This window comes from Streptomyces yaizuensis (assembly GCF_034961445.1).
In the GTDB taxonomy this organism is placed as follows: domain Bacteria; phylum Actinomycetota; class Actinomycetes; order Streptomycetales; family Streptomycetaceae; genus Streptomyces; species Streptomyces yaizuensis.
The window spans coordinates 105,464-125,848 of sequence record NZ_BSBI01000016.1; the positions used below are offsets into that span (position 1 = coordinate 105,464).

Here is a 20,385-nt window from a genome sequence, read left to right on the forward strand (position 1 = left end):
CCCTGAGCGTTAAGGTCCCTGCATGACCACCCCGTCGTTCCAGCGCGCCCGCAGACCGGAGCACAAGGAGCAGCGCCGGCAGGACATCCTGCGGGCCGCCGCCGAGCTGGGACGACGCGAGGGCGTGCGGCCGGTCACGCTCACCGACATCGCCGCCGGGGCCGGGGTCCACAAGTCCGCCGTCCTGCGGTACTTCGCCTCACGGGAGGCCGTCTTCCTGCTGCTGACCGCGGACGGCTGGCAGGACTGGGCCGACGCGGCCGGCGAGGCGCTGCGGGGACCCGGGGATCCCGCCACGGTCGCGGCGGCTCTCGCCGGCACCCTGGCCGACCGCCCCCTCTTCTGCGACCTGCTCGGGCATGCGCAGCTCAACCTCGAACGCGGGGTGACCCAGGAGCAGGTCCGCGACTTCAAGGTCACGACCCTCGACGCCGTCGACCGCGTCGCCCTGGCCCTGACCACCGCCCTGCCGTGGATGGACCGCGGGCAGGCGGTCGACGTGATCGCCGGGACGACCGCGATGGCGGCCCAGCAGTGGCAGACGTCGAACCCCCCGGACACCCTCGCGCGCCTCTACGCCGAGGACCCGCTCTTCGCCCATGTGGCCTCCGAGTTCGCCCCCCGGCTCACCCGGCTGGTGACGCTGCTGCTGACCGGCGCCGCAGCGGCCGCACCGGGCGCGGCGTAGCGGAGCCGCCCGGCACCCGCGCGAGACGGTCACGACCACCGGGCCCCGCCGGTCAGGTCAGCGGATCCCGCAGATGGTCCTCCGGAGCCAGCGCGCCGCCCCGGGCGAACTCGGCGTCGTAGCGGGCCCCGCCCAGCGCGTGCCCGACCCGGGCGGCGATCCGGTCCAGGTCGAAGCGCTCGCCACCCCGCAGGGGCGCCCGGACCGACTCCCTGGCCGCGGTGGCCGCCCCCAGCAGCCGGGCCGCGTGTTCCGGGTGTCCGGCGAGCGACCGCGCACCGGCCAGGCCCTCCAGGGTCAGCGCGATCGCCCGCGGGTTGCCGGTGTCGCGCGCGGCGGCGTGGGCGTCCAGTTGCAGCGCCAGAGCGGCTTCCGCGTCGCCCCGGGCCTCCGCGAGGAAGCCCAGCTCGACCAGGATCAGCGGGGGCCTGGCAGGCTCGTACCCCATCCGGCGGTGGAGGTCGATCACCCGCAGCAGATGGCGTTCGGCCGCGTCGAGATCACCGGACCTGCGGGCGCCGAGAGCGAGGCCGATCTCGGCGAACTGCTCCCCGAAGCCGTCCGACTGCCGGGCGGCGAGCCGTGCGGAGCGCTCATGGAACTCCTGCGCCCGGGGCAGGTCCCCGGTCAGGAGCGCGACCCGGCCCAGACCGGAGAGATGGAAGGACATCTGGGGCCACAACCCCAGGTCCTCCGCCATCCGCAGCCCCTCCCGGTACAGCCGCCCGGCCCGCTGGTAGTCGCCGGTGATCTCGGCCAGCGTCCCGAGCGGCACCGACGCCTGGAGCTGTCCCCACTGGTCGCCCAGCTCCCGGAACAGCTCCAGGCTCTGTTCGCCGTCCCGCCGCAGCGCGCCGAGATCCCCCCGCTGGTTCGCGTGGAAGGTCCGGCTGCCCAGGGCCGCGGCCATGCCCCAGCGGTCACCGAGCGAACGGAACGTCGTCAGCGCCTGCCGGACCAGTTCCTCGCCCGGCGTCACATCGCCGATGCCGTAGAGACTGGACGCGACGAACCACTGCGCCCTGGCCCGCCCGCCCGGGTCGTCCAGCTCCTCGTACGGCCGCAGCGCGGTGCGGTACTCCGCCACCGGGTCGGCGACCCCGCCGAGGACCAGTTTGAAGCCGCCCAGCAGAGCGGTGGCCCGGGCCGTCGCCGCGGGCGTCGCGCCGCCGAGCGACAGCGCCACGGTCAGGGACCGCTTGGCCTCGTTGCTCCGGCCCCGCAGATACCAGTACCAGCTGAGCGCGTTCGTGAGGCGCAGCGCGCGGTCGGCGTCACCGAGCTGCACCGCGTAGTCGAACGCCGTACGGAGATTGGCCGCCTCGGCGTCCAGCCGGCGCAGCCACTGGCGCTGGCCGTGACCCCGCAGATGCGGCTCGGCGCGCTCGGCCAGCGCGGTGTAGTAGTCGCGGTGCCCGCGCCGGATGCCGTCGGACTCGCCGCTGTCGACGAGGCGTTCGACGCAGTAGGCGGTCACCGATTCGAGCAGCTGGTACCGGGGCCCGTCCGGGCCGTCGGTCATGACCACCAGGGACCAGTCCACCAGCCGGGCGACCACGTCGAGCACCTGGGAACGGTCCAGGTCGTCCGCCGCGCAGATCTCCTCGGCGGCGTCGAGGGTGCAGCCGTCGGCATGCACGGCCAGCCGCCGCAGGACCACTCGCTCCTGATCGCCGAGCAGCTCCCAGCTCCAGTCGATCACCGCCCGCAGGGTGCGCTGCCGTGCCGGCGCGCTGCGCGCTCCCACCGCGAGCAGCCGGAACCGGTCGTCCAGCCGCGTGGCCAGCTCGCGCACCCCCAGGACCCGCACCCGGGTGGCCGCCATCTCCAGGGCGAGGGGAATGCCGTCGAGGCGCCGGCAGATGGAGACGACCGCCTCGACGTTGTCCTCGTCGAGGACGAAGTGCGGTGCCGCCGCGGTCGCCCGGGCCACGAACAGCTCCACCGCGCTGTAGTGGCGTACGGACGCGGGGCTGAGTTCCGCGGCGGGTCCCGGGCGCCGCAGCGGCGGCACCTCCTGGAGATGCTCACCGGTGATGCCCAGCGGGACCTGACTGGTGGCCAGGATCGTCAGCGCGGGGGCGGCCTTGAGCAACCGCTCGGCCAGCTCGGCCACCGGCCCCACCACATGCTCGCAGTTGTCGAACACCAGCAGCGCGGACCGCGGCCCCAGCGCCTGGGCGACGCGGTCGGTCAGCGAGGGCGCCCCGCCGGAGCCCGGAGCCGGAGCGGTGTCGTCCCGGACCCGCAGCACCGCGCTCAGCACCTCGTGCACCCCGACCCGTGAGGTCGCGGCGTCCTGCCCCCGGACGTCGCCCCGGACCTCGCCCGCCGGGGACGGGTCGAGCGCGCCGAACTCGGCCAGCTGTACGCCGCCGGGGAACTCCGCGCCGACCTGCGCGGCGGTCGCAAGCGCCAGCTGTGTCTTGCCGACTCCGCCCGAGCCGATGAGCGTCACCAGCCTGTTCGAGCGCAGCAGCGCCCGCAGTTCGCCGATCGCCCCGGCCCTGCCGATCAGGCCCGTGAGGGAGGTCGGTACGTTTGTCGGCGGCGGTGCCGCGGCCGTGTCGGGAGCGGGTACGGCGGTCAGTGCCGCGTCCTGGGTGAGGATCGCCTGGTGCAGCGCCGCCAGTTCGGGACCGGGATCCAGACCCAGGTTCTCGGCCAGGCGTCCGCGCAGGTCGGCGTAGCTGCTGAGCGCGGCACTCTGCCGGCCCGCGAGATAGAGCGCCCGGACATGGGCGGCGCGCAGCCGCTCCCGGAGCGGGTGGAGCGCGACCAGGTCGCCGAGTTCGTCGGCCACCAGGGCGTGTTCACCGAGGCTCAGCCGTGCCTCGGCCTGCTCCTCCAGCGCGGTGAGGCGCTGCTCCTCCAGCCGGTCCCGTGCGGCGCGGGTGAACTCCTCGTCCGCGAAGTCGGCGAAGGCGGGTCCGCGCCAGATCGCCAGCGCGTCCGCCAGCATCGTGGCACGCGCCCGGGGGTCGTCGGCGGTCCGCGCACGTGTCATCAGGTCACGGAACCGGTCCGCGTCCACCGCGCCCTCGCCGGTGCGCAGTTGGTATCCCGGTGAGAGGGACACCACGAGGTCCCGGCTGCCGGGCTCGGCGCTCTCCAGCGCCCGCCGCAGCTGCCACACCTTGTTCTGGAGCAGGCCGACCGGGTTGCTGGGCGGTTTTGTCCCCCACAGGTCGTCGATCAGCCTGTCCGCGGAGACCGGTTGCCCCTGGTGCGCCAGAAGACTGGCCAGCAGCGTGCGGACTTTGAGCTCGGGGACCCGGACCGGCCGTCCGTCTCCCGTCCACACCCCCAACGAACCGAGAACCCCGAAATGCATGTGATCACGCTAACCCGGCGTGGTGGGCGAATGACAGGGCGGTCCCGCTTCGACAGCAGGTCGGCGGTCGGTCGGCGGGCGGTCAGCGGCAGGTCGGTGCCGGTGAGGGCCGTCGCGCCGTGCGGGAGACCGGCGTACGGGCAGAACGCCGGCGCGGGCTTCGGGCCCTGGCCGGCGTTCTGCTTCCCGTTTCCCACCGGTCCGAAGTGCCGGACGGGTGGCGTACGACGGGGACGGAAGGATCCGCCCGCGCAGGTCGTCAGCTCGTCGCGAGCGACTTCTCGTCCTTCTGGTCCTTCCCCTCCTGCTGCTCCGGGGCACCACCGGAGGGGGCCGATCCGTGGCTCTTGCGCAGCAGGGTGAACGCGATGGTCGCGCTGACCGCGGTGATGATGGCGCAGACGATGCCGATGGCGTTCAGCCCGCTGGTGTAGGCCTCCCCTGCCGCGGCCAGCAGGGCGTCGGACGCCCCGCCGGACAGGTCCTGGGCGGCGGTGATGGCGCCTTCCATGCTGGCCTCGGCGGCCTCCGCGGCGGACTGCGGGGTGCCGTCCGGCGCGTCGAACGAGCTGCGGTAGACGGCGGTGCCCAGGCTGCCCAGCGTCGCGATGCCGAGGGCGGTGCCCAGGTCACCGCTGATGGAGGAGAGGGCCGCCGCGGAGCCGCCACGCTCCGGCGGGACGGACCCCACGACCAGGTTGGTGCCGAGGGCGCCGAGGGTGCCGACCCCGATGAAGGTGATCACGAATCCGGTCACGAGCAGCGGCATCCCGCCGGTCGGGCCGACGAAGAAGAGCATCAGATAGCCGGTCATGCCGATGAGCAGGCTCGCGCCGATGACGGTGCTGAGCCCGTGCTGCTTGGCGAAGACCGGAGACACCTGGGCGGCGATGATGGAGGCGATGGCGGCCGGGACCATCCACAGCCCCGCCTCCATCGCGGAGTACCCTTCCACCATCTGGACGAACCCGGTGATGAACAGGTAGCCGCCGCCGGTGCCGAGCATCGCGACCATCAGGATCAGCAGCGCGGCGGTGAAGGCACCGATCTTGAAGAGCTTCAGGTCCAGCAGCGGCGTCTCCAGCCGGCCCTGCCGCCGCACGAACACCGTGCCGACGGCCACGCCGACGACGATCGCGACGAGCGGCAGCACCTCGAAGCCGTAGCGGGCCAGCTCCTTCAGGCCGTAGATGATGGACAGGATGGCCACCAGCGAGAGCACGACGCTGAGCAGGTCGAGCTTGCCGGCGTTGGGGTCCTTGTACTCCGGCAGCAGCAGGGGGGCGACGATCAGCAGGATCACCATGACGGGCACGCCGAGCAGGAAGACCGAGCCCCACCAGAAGTACTCCAGCATCAGCCCGCCGACGACCGGGCCGAGCGCGGTGCCTCCCATGAAGCAGCTGGCCCACACGGCGATGGCGCGGCCGCGCTGGTACGGGTCCTGGAACATGTTGCTGATGAGGGCGAGAGTGGACGGCATCAGGGTCGCGGCGGCGATGCCGAGCAGGGCGCGGGTGACGATCAGGCCCTCGGCGCTGGTGGAGTACGCGGCCGCCAGCGAGGTGGCGCCGACAGCGGCCGCACCGATCAGCAGGAGCTTGCGGCGGCCGATCCGGTCGCCCAGCGTGCCCATGGTGATGAGGAAGCCGGCGATGAGGAAGCCGTAGATGTCCATGATCCACAGCGTCTGGGTGCCGGTCGGGTTCAACCCCTCGGCGAGGTGGGGCAGGGCCAGGTACAGCACGCTCTGGTCGAGGGAGATCAGCAGGGTGGGCAGGGCCAGCACTGCGAGTCCCAGCCATTCCCGTTTCCCGGCCTTCTGGGGCGGGGCCTCGGGGGGATGCGATGACATGGGTTTCCTTTCCTGGGCCCGGTAGGGCGTGATGGTGGGTGGGCTCGGCCGGGGTGCCGCGTCAGCCCGGATACGGCCGCCGGCGGCGGGCGTCCCGCAGGACATGACCCCACCAGGCGAGCTGGTCGAGCATGGCCTTGGCGGCGGCGGAGCGGCCTTCGAAGTCCTTCGGCCGCCCCTCGTCGTCCATGTGCTCGCGGCAGTGGGGGAACGCGACCGAATCCCGCACGGTGATCGCGTGCAGTCCGGGGAAGATCTCGCGCAGATGGGCGACGGAGCGCAGACCGCCGGCGATGCCGCCGTACGAGACAAAGCCGACCGGCTTGGCCTTCCACTCGTCGACGTACCAGTCGATGGCGTTCTTCAGCGAGGCCGGGAAGCTGTGGTTGTACTCCGGTGTGACGATCACGAACGCGTCGGCCCTGGCCAGCCAGGGGGAGAGGTCGGTCACGGCCTGCGGCAGCGGACCGTCGAGACGCTCGGGCAGCACGTCGGGGAGCCAGACCTGGGCCAGATCGATCACGTCGATGTCGAAGTCGTCGCGCTTGGCGGCCTCGGCCGCGATCCAATCGGCGAGAACGGGGCCGAAGCGGCCGGTACGGGTGCTGCCAATGATCACGGCCACGTTCAGTCTGCGTTCCGGCATCACGAGTCCCCTTTCGCGCTCGGTTCGTGCACCTCATACGGTGCGTCACACCTCTCGCGGTTCTCTCTCGGTCCGCTCTCAACGGGCTCTCGCCACCGGGAGCGACGATCTGCCGGAACGTCAATGACCAGGTGGGGAAGGGGAGTTGGTCAGGTCGCGCACGCCGGGCCAAGGGCAGGAAAAAGGGGTGCGGGCCCCGGGATCGTTGGTCGATCCCGGGGCCCGCACCCCGGCGGAACGTGTGTCAGCCCTGCTTGCCCAGCAGCGCGTACAGGCCGGAGAAGCCCTGGTCGCCGTGGCCATCGGCGACCCGGCGGTCCATCAGCTTCTTGACCTCGCGCATCCGCACGGCTTCCACGCCGACGGACTCCCGGTGGCTGATCATGTCGTCCATCAGCGCGGACTGGACATTGAGCGAACCCAGGTCCGGCGGGAACTCACCGGTCGCGGCCGCCTTGCCGATCGAGGCCACCAGGGGCGGGAAGGCGCCCACGGAGCCGGCGATGCGCTCGGCGAAGGCCGCCACGTCGACCCCCTCCTTCTCGACCAGCTTGAGGGTGTGGAGGAAGCCGATGAGCAGCTCGTAGACCACCGCGACCTGGCCCATGAACTCCACGGCGGCGAAGCCGGCGTCCTCGCCGTGGTAGGCGATGCTGCCCAGCACCTGGAGCGTCGGCTCATGGGCCTCGTACGCGCTGGACGAGCCGCTGAACGGGAACATGATGTTCGGCGTCCCCACGTACGGCGGATCGCCCATGATCTTGCCGTCGAGGTACTCGGCACCGCGCTCGCGCGCCCAGCTCTCGTTCGCGCGCGCCTGGGCCGGCGAGCAACTGGTCACGTTGACCAGCACCTTGTCCGCGACCGCGGTGTCGAGGGAGCCCAGCACCTCCTCGACGGCCGTGCTGTCGAGCAGACAGACCACGACGAGCGGGCTCGCGGCCACGGCCTCGGCGGCCGTCGCGGCCACCGAGGCGCCGGCCTCGGCCAGCGGCACGCTCTTGCTCGCGGTCCGATTCCAGACGGTCACGGCGAATCCGCGGTCGACGAACGTCCTGGCAATCGCCGACCCCATTTCACCGAGACCAAGTACGGTAACCGGGCTGCCCGCTCCGTTGGGACCGTCGATTGTCGTTTTCGTCATGATGTTCCTTTCCGTGTCGCACGAGATATCCACAGCGGTTGCAGATTACCCGGTCGCGACCACCGGTAGGTCGATATCTGGTCGACCGCGCGAAAATTGCCGATGGACTTGGTTTCCGTACCGCCGGCGACGGGTACTTAATTCATCCCGCTCTGTACCAATGGTGAGTGGTTGGGGGTATGTGGTCCAGCATGGGCGGACTTAGTTTGTCAGGTTCCCGAACCTGACAAAGTCGGTTCCCAATCACGCGGGGAAGGTGCCCGGGTCGGGGAGGCTCACAAGCGACCCGGCGATGACGGCGGGGCCGCACTATCGCTGATCTGCTCAAACAGCCCGCAGCCAGGCAGTTGCGGCTGAATCACCATCGATCGGTGCTCCGCTCGGCCGCTGACCGGACGCCGCGGTCAACGGCCCCGGTCCGCCTTCGGCGCATAACCACCCGCTCCCGAGTAATTTGTAGGGGATCATGTCAGAGCACAGCAGAAGGAAATTTATCTCCTCCGTGGGGGCGGGCTCGGCCGTCGCCGTGGGTGCCGCCTCCGGCCTCGGTGCCTCCACCCTCGGCGCCGGTACCGCCACCGCCGCCACGCACGCCAAGGGCGGTAAGGTCGGCAAGGAAATCCTCTTTGCCGGTCCCGAAGACCAGCAGTACGGAGACGTGACGTCCGGGTACAACAACCGGTGGAAGGCCCATCCGGAGCGGGTGCTTTTCCCTACCTCTACGGCGCAGGTGGTCGCCGCCGTCCAGCGGGCCGTCAATGAGAACAAGAAGCTCACCGTGCGCAGCGGCGGGCATTGCTACGAGGACTTCGTCTACAACGCCCAGGTCGAGATCATCGTCGATATGAGCCTCATGAATGAGGTGTATTTCGACGACAAGCGCCGCGCCTTTGTCATCGAGCCGGGAATCAAGCTGCGTGAGATGTACGAGCAGCTCTACCGCGGCTGGGGCGTCACCATTCCGTCCGGCTATTGCCCGCTGGTCGGCGTGGGCGGTCAGGTCACCGGTGGCGGAGTCGGAATGTACTCCCGCAGCCTCGGGCTGACCGTCGACAACATGTACGCCGTCGAGCTGGTCGTGGTCGGCAAGGACAAGAAGGTCCGGAGCGTCGTCGCCACCCGCGAGAAGAATGACCCGAACCACGATCTCTGGTGGGCGGTCGCCGGCGGCGGAGGCGGTAATTTCGGAATTATCACCCGCTACTGGTTCCGGGCGCCGCAGGCCACCGGCAAGGACCCGAAGAAGCTCCTGCCGACCCCCTCGAAGGAAGTCATCACCGCCCACTACAAGTGGCCGTGGAGCAGGGTCAGCCGCAAGGACCTCGGCAACCTCCTCGCCAAGCACGCCCAGTGGCACCTGGACAACAGCGGCAAGGGCGACGACAACCGCCGGATCGGCAGCTACCTCTCGTTCTTCCCCGGGCCGAAGGGGCGTATCGAGCTCTGGGCGCACGTGGACGGGTCGGACGCGCACAGCGAGAAGCTGGTGCGGGCCTACATGGACGAGATGAAGACGGCGGTCGGCGCCACCGCCGACGGGCCGCCGGATCTCCAGCGGCTGCCCTTCCTCCAGTCCTACCTCCTCAACGCGGGCCGCGGGGACGTCTTCATGAACCCCACCCTCCGCGGCGAGCACCGGTCGGCCTATCTGCGCAGGTCGTTCAGCGAGCACCAGATCGACGCGCTCTACCGCAACATGGCCGAGACCGACTACCAGAACGAATACGACCTGGCCTGGCTGGTGTTGGCGTCCATCGGCGGCAAGGTCAGCGAGGTGGCCCCCGACGCGACGGCCTTCGCCCAGCGCGACGCCATCTTCCAGCTGCTCTGGGAGATCCACTGGCAGGACGAGAAGGACGACGACAAGCACGTCACCTGGACCCGCAAGATCTACTCCGACATGTACGCGGAGACCGGCGGCGTTCCCGTGCCGAACCGGGTCAACGCCGGCTGCTACATCAACTATCCGGACAGCGACGTCGCCGACCCCCGCTTCAACAAGTCCGGCACGCCCTGGCACGACCTGTACTACGGGGCCAACTACCCCAAGCTCCAGCGGGTCAAGGCCGCCTGGGACCCGACGAACTTCTTCAACCACCGGCTGTCGATCCGGCTGCCTCAGTGAGGGACCGGTACCGGTCACGACCGGCCCGGCCATGACGGAGAATCCGGCCCCCGCCGGCCACCGGAAGGGGCCGGATTCGCCCGCACACCCGACAGCCGCGCACCCGACACCCGTACACCCCGCCCCCGCGCACCTGACACCCGCACGGCCGTCCGTCACGGCCCGGACCGGCCGCGAAGACCACCACGGGCGGTGACCGCCGTGCCGGCGGCGGGCCTCCTGCCCCGACGCATCCCACTCTCCTCCTGATTCCAAGAAGGGCGTCATGAGCACACGTACAGGCAAGAGAACCGCGGTGATCGGCGGCGGCATGGCCGGCACCGCCGCCGCCAAGAAGCTCATCGCGTCCGGCCGTGACGTCGTGATCTACGAATCGGCCGACGGCCTCGGCGGACGGGCCCGCTCCTGGAAGCGGCCGGAGATCGAGCCGCAGGTCGGCATCAACCTGATGTATGTCAGCTTCTACTCCCAGATGACCAGGCTCATCAAGGAGTACGCCCTGGAGAACGAGCTGATGAAGCTCTCCAGCGACATCTACATCTCCGATCACGGCCAGGCCGTCCCGCTGTCCCCCGACTCCGCGCTCAGCCCGCTCACCTACCGGCATGTCGGCCTGCGCGACCGCCTCCGCTTCCTGCGCACCACCGTCAACCAGGTGCGCAACAAGAGCCGCATCGACTTCTTCGACCCGATCAAGGCCGCACAGCTCGACGACGGACTGAGCGCCGCCGAGTGGGGCTACCAGCAGATGTCGCGGCGCGGCTTCGACTACATGCTGCGCCCCCAGGTCGAGGGCTTCTGGAACTTCGCCTCCGAGGACGTGTCCTCGGTGCACGCCAGGGGACTGCTGGCCTGGATGGGCGGCTCCGGCTTCTACGTCTTCCGCGACGGCATGCAGATCATCACCGAGAGGAACGCGCGGGGCGCCGATGTGCGCCTGGCGCACGAGGTCACCGATGTCCGGATGACCGGGACCGAACTGGAGGTGACGGCGGGCCGCGCGGGCGGTGACCCCGTCACCGAGTCGTTCGACGAGCTGGTGCTCGCGACCCCCGCGCCGATCGCGGCAAAGCTCACCGCCTCGCTCCCCGCGGAGGTCGTGGGCGACGAGACCCGCCAGTTCCTGGAGAGCCAGCGCTACGAGCCGGCCCTCTCGGTGTCCTTCCTGGTCGATGTCGGGACGCTGCCGTCCGAGGCGCACATCGTGGCCGGAGGCCCCGGCGACCAGCCGCTGCGCAATATGATCACGTACCCCCGCACGGTGCGGGACGAGCAGGGCCGGCCGGTCGACAAGCTCCTGGTCTTCGCCTACCCGGGCCGGGAGAACACCCGGCGCCTGCTCGGCCTCCCGCAGGAGGAGCAGTTCGCCGCGGTCGCCCCGCTGCTCAAGACCCTCTGGTCGGACTTCTCGGGCGAGGCCGAGCCGTTCCAGATCGCCGAACGCCCGTACGGGTTCCCGATCCCGGCGCCGGGGCGCTACCGCCAGGCCGTCCGGGTCATGGAGCAGCAGGGCTCCCCGGTGGTGTTCGCGGGGGACTACTTCAACTCGCCCACCACGGAGGCCGCGCTCCTCTCGGGCTTCCGCGCCGGCGACGCGCTGACCGGGGCGCGCTGACCGTGGCGCCCTGATCCCGGGACAGGACCCCGCCGTATCCCGCACCACCCCGCCCGGCTCGGTTCCGAGCCGGGCGTCCGGCGGCGATGCGTCCGGCGGCGACAGGCCCGTGGCCGTTCACCCCGTCCGGGGTGAACGGCCACGGGCCTGTCGCCGCCGGACCGCGTCAGTCGGTGGGCCGGATACCGGTGGTGTGCGCGGGGCCGAGCTTCTCGATATCGAATTCACCCGTGGGGAAATTCGGGGTCGGGAGAGGGTCGGGCGTCGAGGGCGCGGTGCGCGGCGGCTGGCGGCGCACATAGGCGGAGCGCGCCATGATGGCCGTGTCGACGGCCCGGCTGAGCAGCCGCGAGGGCTCATGGACACCGAAGGCCCGGCGCATGTGCGGAGTCAGCAGCGCGGGCACCGCGCCGCCGGCTATCCGGCGCCCGAGCGGCCGTGCCTTCTCCGGCAGCCAGCCGACCATGGGCTCGACGATCATTCCCTTCAGCGCGTGCCAGAGCTTCTCGGCATCGGGCGAGTATTGGAAGTGCTTCTCGACGTAATCGTCGTGGAACTTGGCCAGTTCCTCGTACGAACCGGGGATCTCCTTGATGCCCATCAGCTCGCCCTGCTCCTTGATGTGCAGGTAGAGGGCCATCCGCTCATGTCCGCTCAGCGGGCGCCAGGCGTAACGGTCCACCCAGCGGGCCGGGATGACCATGCTCGTGCCCAGCACGAAGAGGTAGTCGTCATTGCTGATGGACCACTGGCGGTTCTCGTCGCTGATGCTCTTGACCGCGTTCTTGTGGATACGGTTCAGCTGCCGGACGGCCGCCCTGCCCCGCGGGTCCTTGAAGCCGCGGCGCGCTATCTCCAGGCTGATCAGACCGAAATGCTCCAGCCGGCGATGCGTGTTCTCCGTCAGCTCACCCGTCTCGACCAGCAGGGCGGCCATGTGCGCGGGGGCCACACTGTTGTAGAAGGCCAGCGAGCCCGCGACGCTGAAGTCCCAGGGGAATTCGTAGTCCACGGACATCCACCAGATGCGGCTGTACTCATCCTTGATGTCCATGCGCCGCATCTCCTGCAGGCGCGAATACTTCTTCTGATAGTGGTTCTTGATGCGATGGGTGGTGAACATGTAGCGCTTCCTCCGTTCATCAAAGCGGCCCCGCGAGGCGACGCCCGGTCGCCCGGAGGCCCGATGCCCTCGACGCCCTCGATGCCGTCGACGCGGTCGACCGACCGGCGGGAGTCCGATCGCTCCCCTCCGCCGGACGCGGACCAGGAAAGACCTCGCGGGACTCCCGCGACCGGGCACACCGCCCGCCCCCTGCTCCGGCCCGTGTCAGCCGCCGCACGTCCCGGCCGGCGACCGGCGCGGCCCGCCGCCGCCGGGGAGGCCGCTCGTCACGGCGCGAGTCCCGGGCCGTGCAGCCGCGGCGTACCTGTCCACCCGGAGCGGGGAAGGGGGGAGTGCTCGATGGCGGCGGTCATGCGAAGAGCATCGCAGCGGACCGGGGCGGCCCCACGCAAGATCGTTGAGGGTTGGTCAGGTCCGGCCCCCGCCGCCGGCCCCGGGGGCGGTGCGAGGGCCGGGTCCGCCTCAGCCGGTGCGCGGTCCGGTGACGCGGTCGATCCAGTCCTCGACGGCCTGGGCGGTCGTCCCGGCGTGCTCCCGCATCATCGTCAGGTGGTCGCCGGGTGTGGTGGTGGCCGGGACGAGGGGGAACGCGGCCGTCCGGCCGAGGACCGGCGTCCCGGCCACCACGAGGTGCGCGGGCAGCCGGGGGCGGTCCGGGTTCCAGTCGGCGAACAGATCCAGGTAGTGGCTCATCGCGGTGAGTCCGGCCGTATCGAGGAGGGCCGTTTCACCGGTGCGCTCCCAGACCCGCCAGATCATCTCCGTCGCGGAGCCGGGCGTCATCCGGCGGCCGAGGATGGTGTCCAGGAGGACGACTCCGAGCGGAGGGTGCGGGTCGCCGGAGAGCCGCTGGGCCGCCGCGTAGGCGACCCAGCCGCCGCTGGAGTGGCCCAGCAGGACATACGGTTCGCCCTGTGACGCTTCCCGCGCGGCCCCGGCCATGGCGGTGACGAACGCGTCCCGTGTGGGCGGCAGGGGTTCGCCTTCGGTGTAGCCCGGGAGGTGGAGGACGGTCACGCCCCGGTGCGGGGGCAGGTGCCCGGCGACGGTCCGGTACTGGAGCGGTTCGGCCGGGGCGAGCAGCGCGGGGACGCAGATGACGCGGGGCGGCCGCGTCCCCGGGGCCAGGACCGTGGGCGGGGCCGGCCGCTCGGTCCCGGTCCTGCGATCGTGCTCCGCGGCCAGGCGGGTCCTCACGGCGGCACGTGCCGCCGTCATCGCGCCGGCCGGGTCGCCCGCCCGGCGGGCGGCCTCGTACCGGGCGAGCGCGTCACCCGGTTTCCCCGCACCGCTGCCGGCCGGGGCGCCCGTGGGGGACAGCCGGGTGGTGAGGTGTTCGGCGAGCCTGCGGGGGGTGGGGTGGTCGAAGACGGCCGTTGTGGCCAGGCGGACGCCGGTCGCCGTGTTCAGGCTGTTGCGGAGCTGGACGGAGGCGAGGGAGTCGAACCCGGCGTCGCGGAAGGGGCGGTCCGCGTCCACGGCTTCCCCGCCGGTGTGTCCGAGCGCGGTGGCGGCGCGGTCGAGCACCAGGTCGAGCAGTGCGTTCCGTCGCTCGTCGGCGCTGAGACCGGCCAGGTGGACGGCGGCGGAGGGCGCGGCGTCCGGTGCGGGGCGGGCGGGTCGGTTCCGTGGCCGGACGAGGTCGCGCAGCAGGGGTGGCGTGCTGTCCCGTACGGCGTCGGCGACACCGAGGGCGGCCGCGGCGAGGACGGGTTCGCCGGAGCAGGCCGCCGCGTCGTAGAGGGCCAGGCCGTCCCGGTCGGTGAGGGGGCGCAGGCCCTGGCTCCGGATGCGGGCCCGGTCGACGTGGTCGAGGTGGGCGGTCATCCCGCTGTCCTGCTCCCAGTGGCCCCAGGCGAGGGCGGTGCCCGGCAGGCCCTGGGCGCGGCGGTGGCAGGCGAGGGCGTCCAGGAAGGTGTTGGCCGCCGCGTAGTTGGCCTGCCCGCCGGTGCCGAGCTGCCCGGCCATGGAGGAGTAGAGCACGAAGGACGACAGATCCTGCTCACGGGTGAGGTCGTGGAGGTGGAGGGCGGCGTCGGCCTTCGGGCGCAGGACGCGGTCCACCTGCTCGGGGGTCAGGGCCGTGAGGGTGGCGTCGTCGAGGACGCCGGCGGTGTGGACGACCGAGGTCAGCGGGTGCCGGGACGGCACGGCGCCGAGGAGGCGGCGCAGGGCGTCGCGGTCCGTGGTGTCGCAGGCGGCGATGGTGACGTGGGCGCCGAGCGAGGACAGCTCGTCGCGCAGGCGGGCGGCTCCCGGCGCGTCGGGTCCCCGGCGGCTGACCAGCAGCAGGTGCCGGGCCCCGTGTTCGGCCACCAGATGCCGGGCGAGGAGACCGCCCAGGGTTCCGGTGCCGCCGGTGATCAGGACGGTGCCGTCGGGGTCCGGGGAGCGGGGTGCGATCAGGACGTTCTTGCCGATGTGCCGGGCCCCGCTCATATGGCGGAACGCCTCGGGAGCGCGGCGGGCGTCCCACGCGACCACGGGGAGGGGGACGGCGACGCCCTGCCGGATCAGCTCCGACAGTTCGGTGAACAGCGTGTGCCAGTGCCCGGTGTCCGCCGAGGACAGGTCGATGACCCGGTAGGCCACACCGGGGTGGTCGTCGGCGACGGTCGCGGGGTCGCGGAGATCGGTCTTCCCCAGTTCCACGAAGTGTCCGCCCCGGGGCATCAGACGCAGGGACGCGTCGATGAACTCCCCTGCCAGGCAGTTCAGTACGACGTCCACACCGGCCCCTTCGGTCCGCCGGAGGAAGTCGCGCTCGAAGCCGGGGGTGCGGGAGGACGCCAGACGGGTGTCCGCGATGCCCATGGCCCGCAGGGTGTCCCACTTGGCGGGGCTCGCCGTCGCGTAGACCTCGGCGCCCAGATGGCGGGCGAGCCGGACGGCCGCCATGCCGACACCGCCGGCCGCGGCATGGATCAGGACCCTGGTGCCCTTCCCGACGCCGGCGAGTCGCACCAGGGCGTCGTAGGCGGTGAGGTACGCGACGGGCACGGTGGCCGCCTGCGCGAAGGACCACCCCTGCGGGACGGGCAGCAGCAGCCGCTGGTCGGTCACCGCTTCGGTGGCGAACACGGTGCAGCCGGGCACCAGCCCCATGACCCGGTCGCCGGGGACCGGACCGGTCACCCCCGGGCCGGTCCCGGTCACCACACCGGCCACCTCCGCGAAGAGCGCGTCGCGGTCCGGGACCATGCCGAGGGCCATGAGGACGAACCGGAAGTTGACGCCGGCCGCGCGCACGGAGATCCGGACCTCCCCCGCGCCGAGCGGGCGGTCCGCCCCCGGCGCGGGGAGCAGCCGCATCCCGTCGAAGGTGTTCGTGCTGCCGAGATCCAACTGCCACGGCGCCCCGGCGGCCGGCGGTGTCAGCGCGGCCGTCGTGGCGGCCGGCGCGAGCCGGGGTGTGCGCATCGCGCCGTCGCGCAGGGTGAACTGCGGCTCACCGGTGGCCAGGGCGGCGGGCAGGGCCCGGAAGGAGGTCTCCAGGCCGTCGAGGTCGGCGAGAGTGAACCGGCCGGGATGCTCACTCTGGGCGGTACGCAGCAGCCCCCAGAGCGCGGCCTGCCCCAGTGAGCGGAGCTGCTCGCCGGCCACGGCGGTCACCGCGCCGTGGGTGACCACCACCAGATGGGTGTCGGTGTGCCGTTCGTCGGCCAGCCACCCCTGGAGTTGCCCGACAGTCTCCCGGACGAGAGCACGCACCGAGGCCGCGGTGAGGTCTTCGTCGTCCCGGAGCGGGCAGAGCAGGACGGCGGTCCTCGGGTACGGCGCCCCGGCCGGGGTGGCCTGCCGGAGAGCCGTGAGATCCCGATGGCAGGGGGTGCCGGGCGCGAGGCCGGCCGCCGCCGCGCCCGGCACCGTGCCGGGACCCGCCCAGGCCCAGCGTTCCCCGTCCCTGTCCCCGTCCCTGTCCCCGTCCTCGACCGGGCCGAGGGGCCGCCGCGGCCAGGACACCCGGTGCAGCGCGGTCCCACCGGTCCCCGGCGGCCGCAGGGCGTTCCCGCCGACGGGCCGCAGGACCAGCGACCGCGCCTCGGCCACCGGCGCACCGGAGGCGTCGCTCACGCTCACCCCGACGGCGCCGTCGGGGCCGCGCACGAGCCGGGCCCGCAGCCGGGTGGCCCCGGTCGCGTGGACCCTGACGTCGTGCCAGGAGAACGGCAGCACCGGACCGTCCGCACCGGTGGGTGCCTGCGCGAGCAGCGCGTGCAGGACCGCGTCCAGCAGGGCCGGATGCAGGACGAAGCGGCCCGCGTCGGCCCGGTGCTCGCGGTCGAGGCCGGCCTCGGCCAGGAGCGTGCCGCCGTCGCGCCACACACCCTTCAGACCGCGGAAGGCCGGACCGTACGCGTAGCCGGCGTCCGCCAGCCGTGGATACAGGTCGCCGATGTCGACGGATTCAGCCCCGGGCGGGGGCCAGGGCCCGCCGGCGGGTCCGGCCGGCGGTGCGAGGGGGCCGGCCGACAGCACCCCGGAGGCATGACGGGTCCAGCCGGCGCCGTCGGTGGCGTCCTCGGCGCGCGAGTGGATCCGCAGGGTGTGCGTGCCGTCGGCGGCGGGTGCGGCGGCGACCTGGATGCGGACGGCGTCGTCCCCGGGCAGGACGAGCGGCTGCTCCAGGACGAGTTCGCCGACGCGGTCGACGCCCAGGAGGGCGGCGGTGTGCAGGGCCAGGTCCAGGAAGGCGGTACCGGGCAGCAGCACCGTCCCGCGCACGGCGTGGTCGGCCAGCCAGGGGTGGGTGTGCCGGGACAGCCGTCCGGTCAGCAGCAGCTGCCCCGAATCCGCGAGGAAGGTCCGCGCACCGAGAAGCGGATGGCCGGATGCGTCCTGGCCGCTCGCGGCCGCGCCGCTGCGCAGGCCGGGGGAGTCGTCGAGCCAGAACCTCTCGTGCTGGAAGGCGTACGTCGGCAGATCCACCGGCCGCGCACCGGTCCCGGCGAACACCGCGGCCCAGTCGACCGGGACCCCGTGGACATGGGCCTCGGCGAGCGCCCGGTGGAAGCGGTCCATGCCGCCGTCGTCGCGCCGCAGCGTCGACAGGACGGCGGCCGGTCCGCCCGCCGCCTCGGTGATCTCCTGCATGCCCATGGCGAGCACCGGATGCGGGCCGATCTCCACGAGGGCGGTGTGCCCGTCGCGCAGGAGAGCGTCCAGGGCGGGCGCGAACCGGACCGGCCGGCGCAGATTGCGGAACCAGTAGGAGGCGTCGAGACCCTCGGTGCCGGTGATGCTCCCGGTGACGGTGGAGCAGAACGGGATCGTGCCCTGCCGGGGACGGACGTCGGCGAGATCGGCCAGCAGCCGTTCCCGGACGCGGTCGACGTGCGGGGAGTGCGAGGCGTAGTCGACGGCGATCCTCCGCGCCCACACCCCGCGCTCCTCGCACCGGGCCAGCAGCTCCGCCAGCGCCTGCGCGTCGCCGGACACGACCGTACTGCCGGGGCTGTTGTGAGCGGCGACGGACAGCCGCCCCTCCCAGCGGCCCGCCAGGTCCCCGGCCGCCGCGGCACCCAGCGCCAGCGTCGCCATGCCGCCGGTGCCGGAGAGCGCGAGCAGCGCCCTGCTGCGCAGCGCGACCACCTTCGCCGCGTCCTCAAGGCTCAGGGCACCGGCGACATGGGCCGCCGCGATCTCGCCCTGGCTGTGGCCGACGACGGCGTCCGGTTCGACCCCGTGGGCCCGCCACAGCGCGGCCAGCGACACCATGACGGCGAACAGCACCGGCTGCACCACATCCACCCGGTCGAGACCGGGGGCGCCCGGCGCACCGCGCAGGACATCCGTCAGCGACCACTCCACATGCGGGGACAGCGCCCGCGAACATGCTTCCATCCGCTGGGCGAAGACCGGTGAGGACGCCAGCAGGCCGACGGCCATGCCCGGCCACTGGGAGCCCTGGCCGGGAAAGACGAAGACCGTGCGGGCCGGAGCGTGCGCCGTACCCCGTACCAGATCCGGTGCGTCGGCGCCGTCCGCCAGCCGCCGCAGCGCGGCGGTCAGCCCCTCGCGGTCGGCTCCGAAGACCGCCGCGCGGTGCTCGAACCGGGCCCGGGTGGCGGCCAGTGACCAGCCCACGTCGAGGGGAGCGAGGGTCCGGTGCTCCCGCAGGTGCGCCAGCAGCCGCCGACCCTGGGCCCGCAGCGCCCCGGGGGTCCTGGCCGTGAGGATCCACGGCCTCTCACCCGCCGGTGCGGACGATGCACCGGCGGGCGGCAGCGGTCGCCGGGGGAGGTCCGGGGGCGGGGCCGGCGCCTCCTCCACGATCACATGGGCGTTGGTGCCGCTCACTCCGTAGGACAGCACCCCGGCCCGGCGCGGGCGCCCGTACCCGGGCCACGGGACCGACTCGGTGAGCAGCCGCAGATGCCCGCTGTCCCAGTCCACCGCGGGGTTCGGCGTCCCGGCGTGCAGGGTCTTCGGCAGGATGCCGTGCCGGATGGCCTGGATCGCCTTGATCAGTCCGGCCAGTCCGGCGGCGGCCAGGGTGTGCCCGATGTTGGACTTCACCGAGCCCACATGCACCGGCCGGTCCGCCGGCCGGCCCTGCCCGTACGTGGCGAGCAGCGCACCCGCTTCGACCGGGTCGCCCAGCCGGGTCCCCGTGCCGTGGGCCTCCACGAGATCCACGTCCCCGGCCGTGAGCCGGCCGGCGGCGAGCGCTTCGCGGATGACGCGCTGCTGCGCGGCTCCGCTCGGGGCGGAGAGCCCCTGGGTCGCGCCGTCCTGGTTCCAGGCCGTGCCCCGGATCACCGCCAGCACCGGATGCCCGTGGCGGCGCGCGTCCGCGAGCCGCTCCAGCAGCAGCATCGCGGCGCCCTCGGCCATGCCGAACCCCCGGGCCCCGCTGCCGAAGGCGCGGCTGCGGCCGTCGTCGGCCAGGACCCCCTGCCGGCTGAAGTCCACCAGCAGCCCCGGAGTCGCATGGACCGACGCCCCACCGGCCAGGGCCAGTGGGCACTCGCCCGACCGGAGCGATCGGACGGCCAGATGCACGGCCGTGAGGCCGGACGAGCAGGACGTGTCGACGACGGTCGCCGGGCCTTCGAGCCCCAGGACGTAGGAGAGGCGCCCGGCGGCGACTCCGGTCGAGCCGATCAGCAGATGCCCCTCGGACGCGGATCCCTCGTGCATCCGCGGGCCGTAGTCGGTGTGGAACGCGCCCACGAACGTTCCCGCGCCGGTGCCCCGCAGCGACCCCGGGTCGATTCCGGCGCGCTCGCACGCCTCCCACGCGGTCTCCAGCAGCAGTCGCTGATGCGGGTGCATGGCCGCGGCCTCGCGTGGCCCGATGCCGAAGAACCGGGCGTCGAAGCCGGCCGGATCGTCGAGGAACCCGCCCTGGCGGACGTAGAAGGTCCCCGGACGCTGCCGGTCCGCGTCGTACAGGGACCCGAGGTCCCAGCCGCGGGAGGCGGGCAGATCCCCGATGACCTCCCCGCCGGAGGCCACCAGCCGCCACAGCGCCTCCGGGGTGGAGATGCCGCCGGGGAAGCGGCAGGCCATGCCGATGACGGCGACCGGCTCGTCCACAGTGTGCGCGGCGCCTGTTCCGCCGGGGAGTGGTGCGGTCGTACGGAAAGTGCTCACGGCGGTGTTCCTTCCGGCCGTGCTGCCCGGAGGGCGCCCAGTCGTGGTTGCGGAAACGAGGGGGAGGGGCCGGGCGTTCGCCGTGTGCACCGCGCGTACAGCGGCAGCCCGCCCTGCGCCGCGGGTGCTGGGAGGTCACCACATCCATGGCAGCTGGCCTCCGGCGGGGTAAGTGCCCCTGTCCGCCGCGCTGTTGTGCAGTATGACGAACAAGTCCTGAGGCACGAGGGCGCCGGAGAGTCCCGTTCGAGTG

At 72.6% G+C, this 20,385-nt stretch carries 9 protein-coding genes; 3 read left to right on the forward strand and 6 right to left on the reverse strand.

Features of this window, described 5'->3' with window-relative positions; all coding sequences use genetic code 11:
• Positions 1–22: 22 nt before the first annotated feature.
• On the forward strand, positions 23–688 hold the full coding sequence (locus SYYSPA8_RS31345) for a TetR/AcrR family transcriptional regulator (RefSeq protein ID WP_323450795.1): 666 nt from the start codon (positions 23–25) through the stop codon (positions 686–688).
• A 52-nt stretch (positions 689–740) separates the two neighbouring features.
• On the opposite strand, the gene SYYSPA8_RS31350 is transcribed toward SYYSPA8_RS31345, so the two are convergent.
• The 4 genes from SYYSPA8_RS31350 to SYYSPA8_RS31365 all read right to left on the reverse strand — a co-directional run bounded on the left by SYYSPA8_RS31350 (position 741) and on the right by SYYSPA8_RS31365 (position 7,667).
• Positions 741–4,022, reverse strand: coding sequence for a BTAD domain-containing putative transcriptional regulator (locus SYYSPA8_RS31350; protein WP_323450796.1), 3,282 nt, complete (start codon positions 4,020–4,022; stop codon positions 741–743).
• A 259-nt stretch (positions 4,023–4,281) separates the two neighbouring features.
• The gene (locus tag SYYSPA8_RS31355) at positions 4,282–5,877 is read right to left on the reverse strand and encodes an MFS transporter (RefSeq protein WP_323450797.1); all 1,596 of its coding nucleotides are present in this window, start codon (positions 5,875–5,877) and stop codon (positions 4,282–4,284) included.
• Between the two features lie 61 nt (positions 5,878–5,938).
• A complete protein-coding gene (locus tag SYYSPA8_RS31360) occupies positions 5,939–6,523 on the reverse strand; it encodes an NADPH-dependent FMN reductase (protein WP_323450798.1) in 585 nt (194 codons plus the stop codon).
• A 244-nt stretch (positions 6,524–6,767) separates the two neighbouring features.
• Positions 6,768–7,667, reverse strand: coding sequence for an NAD(P)-dependent oxidoreductase (locus SYYSPA8_RS31365; RefSeq protein ID WP_323450799.1), 900 nt, complete (start codon positions 7,665–7,667; stop codon positions 6,768–6,770).
• A 466-nt stretch (positions 7,668–8,133) separates the two neighbouring features.
• On the opposite strand from SYYSPA8_RS31365, the gene SYYSPA8_RS31370 reads away from it, so the two are divergent.
• A complete protein-coding gene (locus SYYSPA8_RS31370; RefSeq protein ID WP_323450800.1) occupies positions 8,134–9,792 on the forward strand; it encodes an FAD-binding oxidoreductase in 1,659 nt (552 codons plus the stop codon).
• A gap of 265 nt (positions 9,793–10,057) precedes the next feature.
• Positions 10,058–11,407 (forward strand): FAD-dependent oxidoreductase, encoded by a 1,350-nt coding sequence (locus tag SYYSPA8_RS31375; protein WP_323450801.1) that lies wholly within the window; start codon positions 10,058–10,060, stop codon positions 11,405–11,407.
• Between the two features lie 166 nt (positions 11,408–11,573).
• On the opposite strand, the gene SYYSPA8_RS31380 is transcribed toward SYYSPA8_RS31375, so the two are convergent.
• Together SYYSPA8_RS31380 and SYYSPA8_RS31385 are read right to left on the reverse strand one after the other, a co-directional pair.
• Entirely contained in the window at positions 11,574–12,461 is an 888-nt protein-coding gene (locus SYYSPA8_RS31380) for an oxygenase MpaB family protein (RefSeq protein WP_323450802.1), read from the reverse strand.
• A 534-nt stretch (positions 12,462–12,995) separates the two neighbouring features.
• Positions 12,996–20,132 (reverse strand): SDR family NAD(P)-dependent oxidoreductase, encoded by a 7,137-nt coding sequence (locus SYYSPA8_RS31385; RefSeq protein WP_323450803.1) that lies wholly within the window; start codon positions 20,130–20,132, stop codon positions 12,996–12,998.
• Positions 20,133–20,385: the final 253 nt, after the last annotated feature.

Excerpts from the sequence above, each read along its gene's own strand:
- SYYSPA8_RS31345 (WP_323450795.1), top strand. The coding sequence starts at position 23 with ATGACCACCCCGTCGTTCCAGCGCGCCCGCAGACCGGAGCACAAGGAG.
- SYYSPA8_RS31355 (WP_323450797.1), bottom strand. The coding sequence starts at position 5,877 with ATGTCATCGCATCCCCCCGAGGCCCCGCCCCAGAAGGCCGGGAAACGG.
- SYYSPA8_RS31375 (WP_323450801.1), top strand. The coding sequence starts at position 10,058 with ATGAGCACACGTACAGGCAAGAGAACCGCGGTGATCGGCGGCGGCATG.
- SYYSPA8_RS31380 (WP_323450802.1), bottom strand. The coding sequence starts at position 12,461 with ATGGACATCAAGGATGAGTACAGCCGCATCTGGTGGATGTCCGTGGAC.
- SYYSPA8_RS31365 (WP_323450799.1), bottom strand. The coding sequence starts at position 7,667 with ATGACGAAAACGACAATCGACGGTCCCAACGGAGCGGGCAGCCCGGTT.
- SYYSPA8_RS31370 (WP_323450800.1), top strand. The coding sequence starts at position 8,134 with ATGTCAGAGCACAGCAGAAGGAAATTTATCTCCTCCGTGGGGGCGGGC.
- SYYSPA8_RS31360 (WP_323450798.1), bottom strand. The coding sequence starts at position 6,523 with ATGCCGGAACGCAGACTGAACGTGGCCGTGATCATTGGCAGCACCCGT.
- SYYSPA8_RS31350 (WP_323450796.1), bottom strand. The coding sequence starts at position 4,022 with ATGCATTTCGGGGTTCTCGGTTCGTTGGGGGTGTGGACGGGAGACGGA.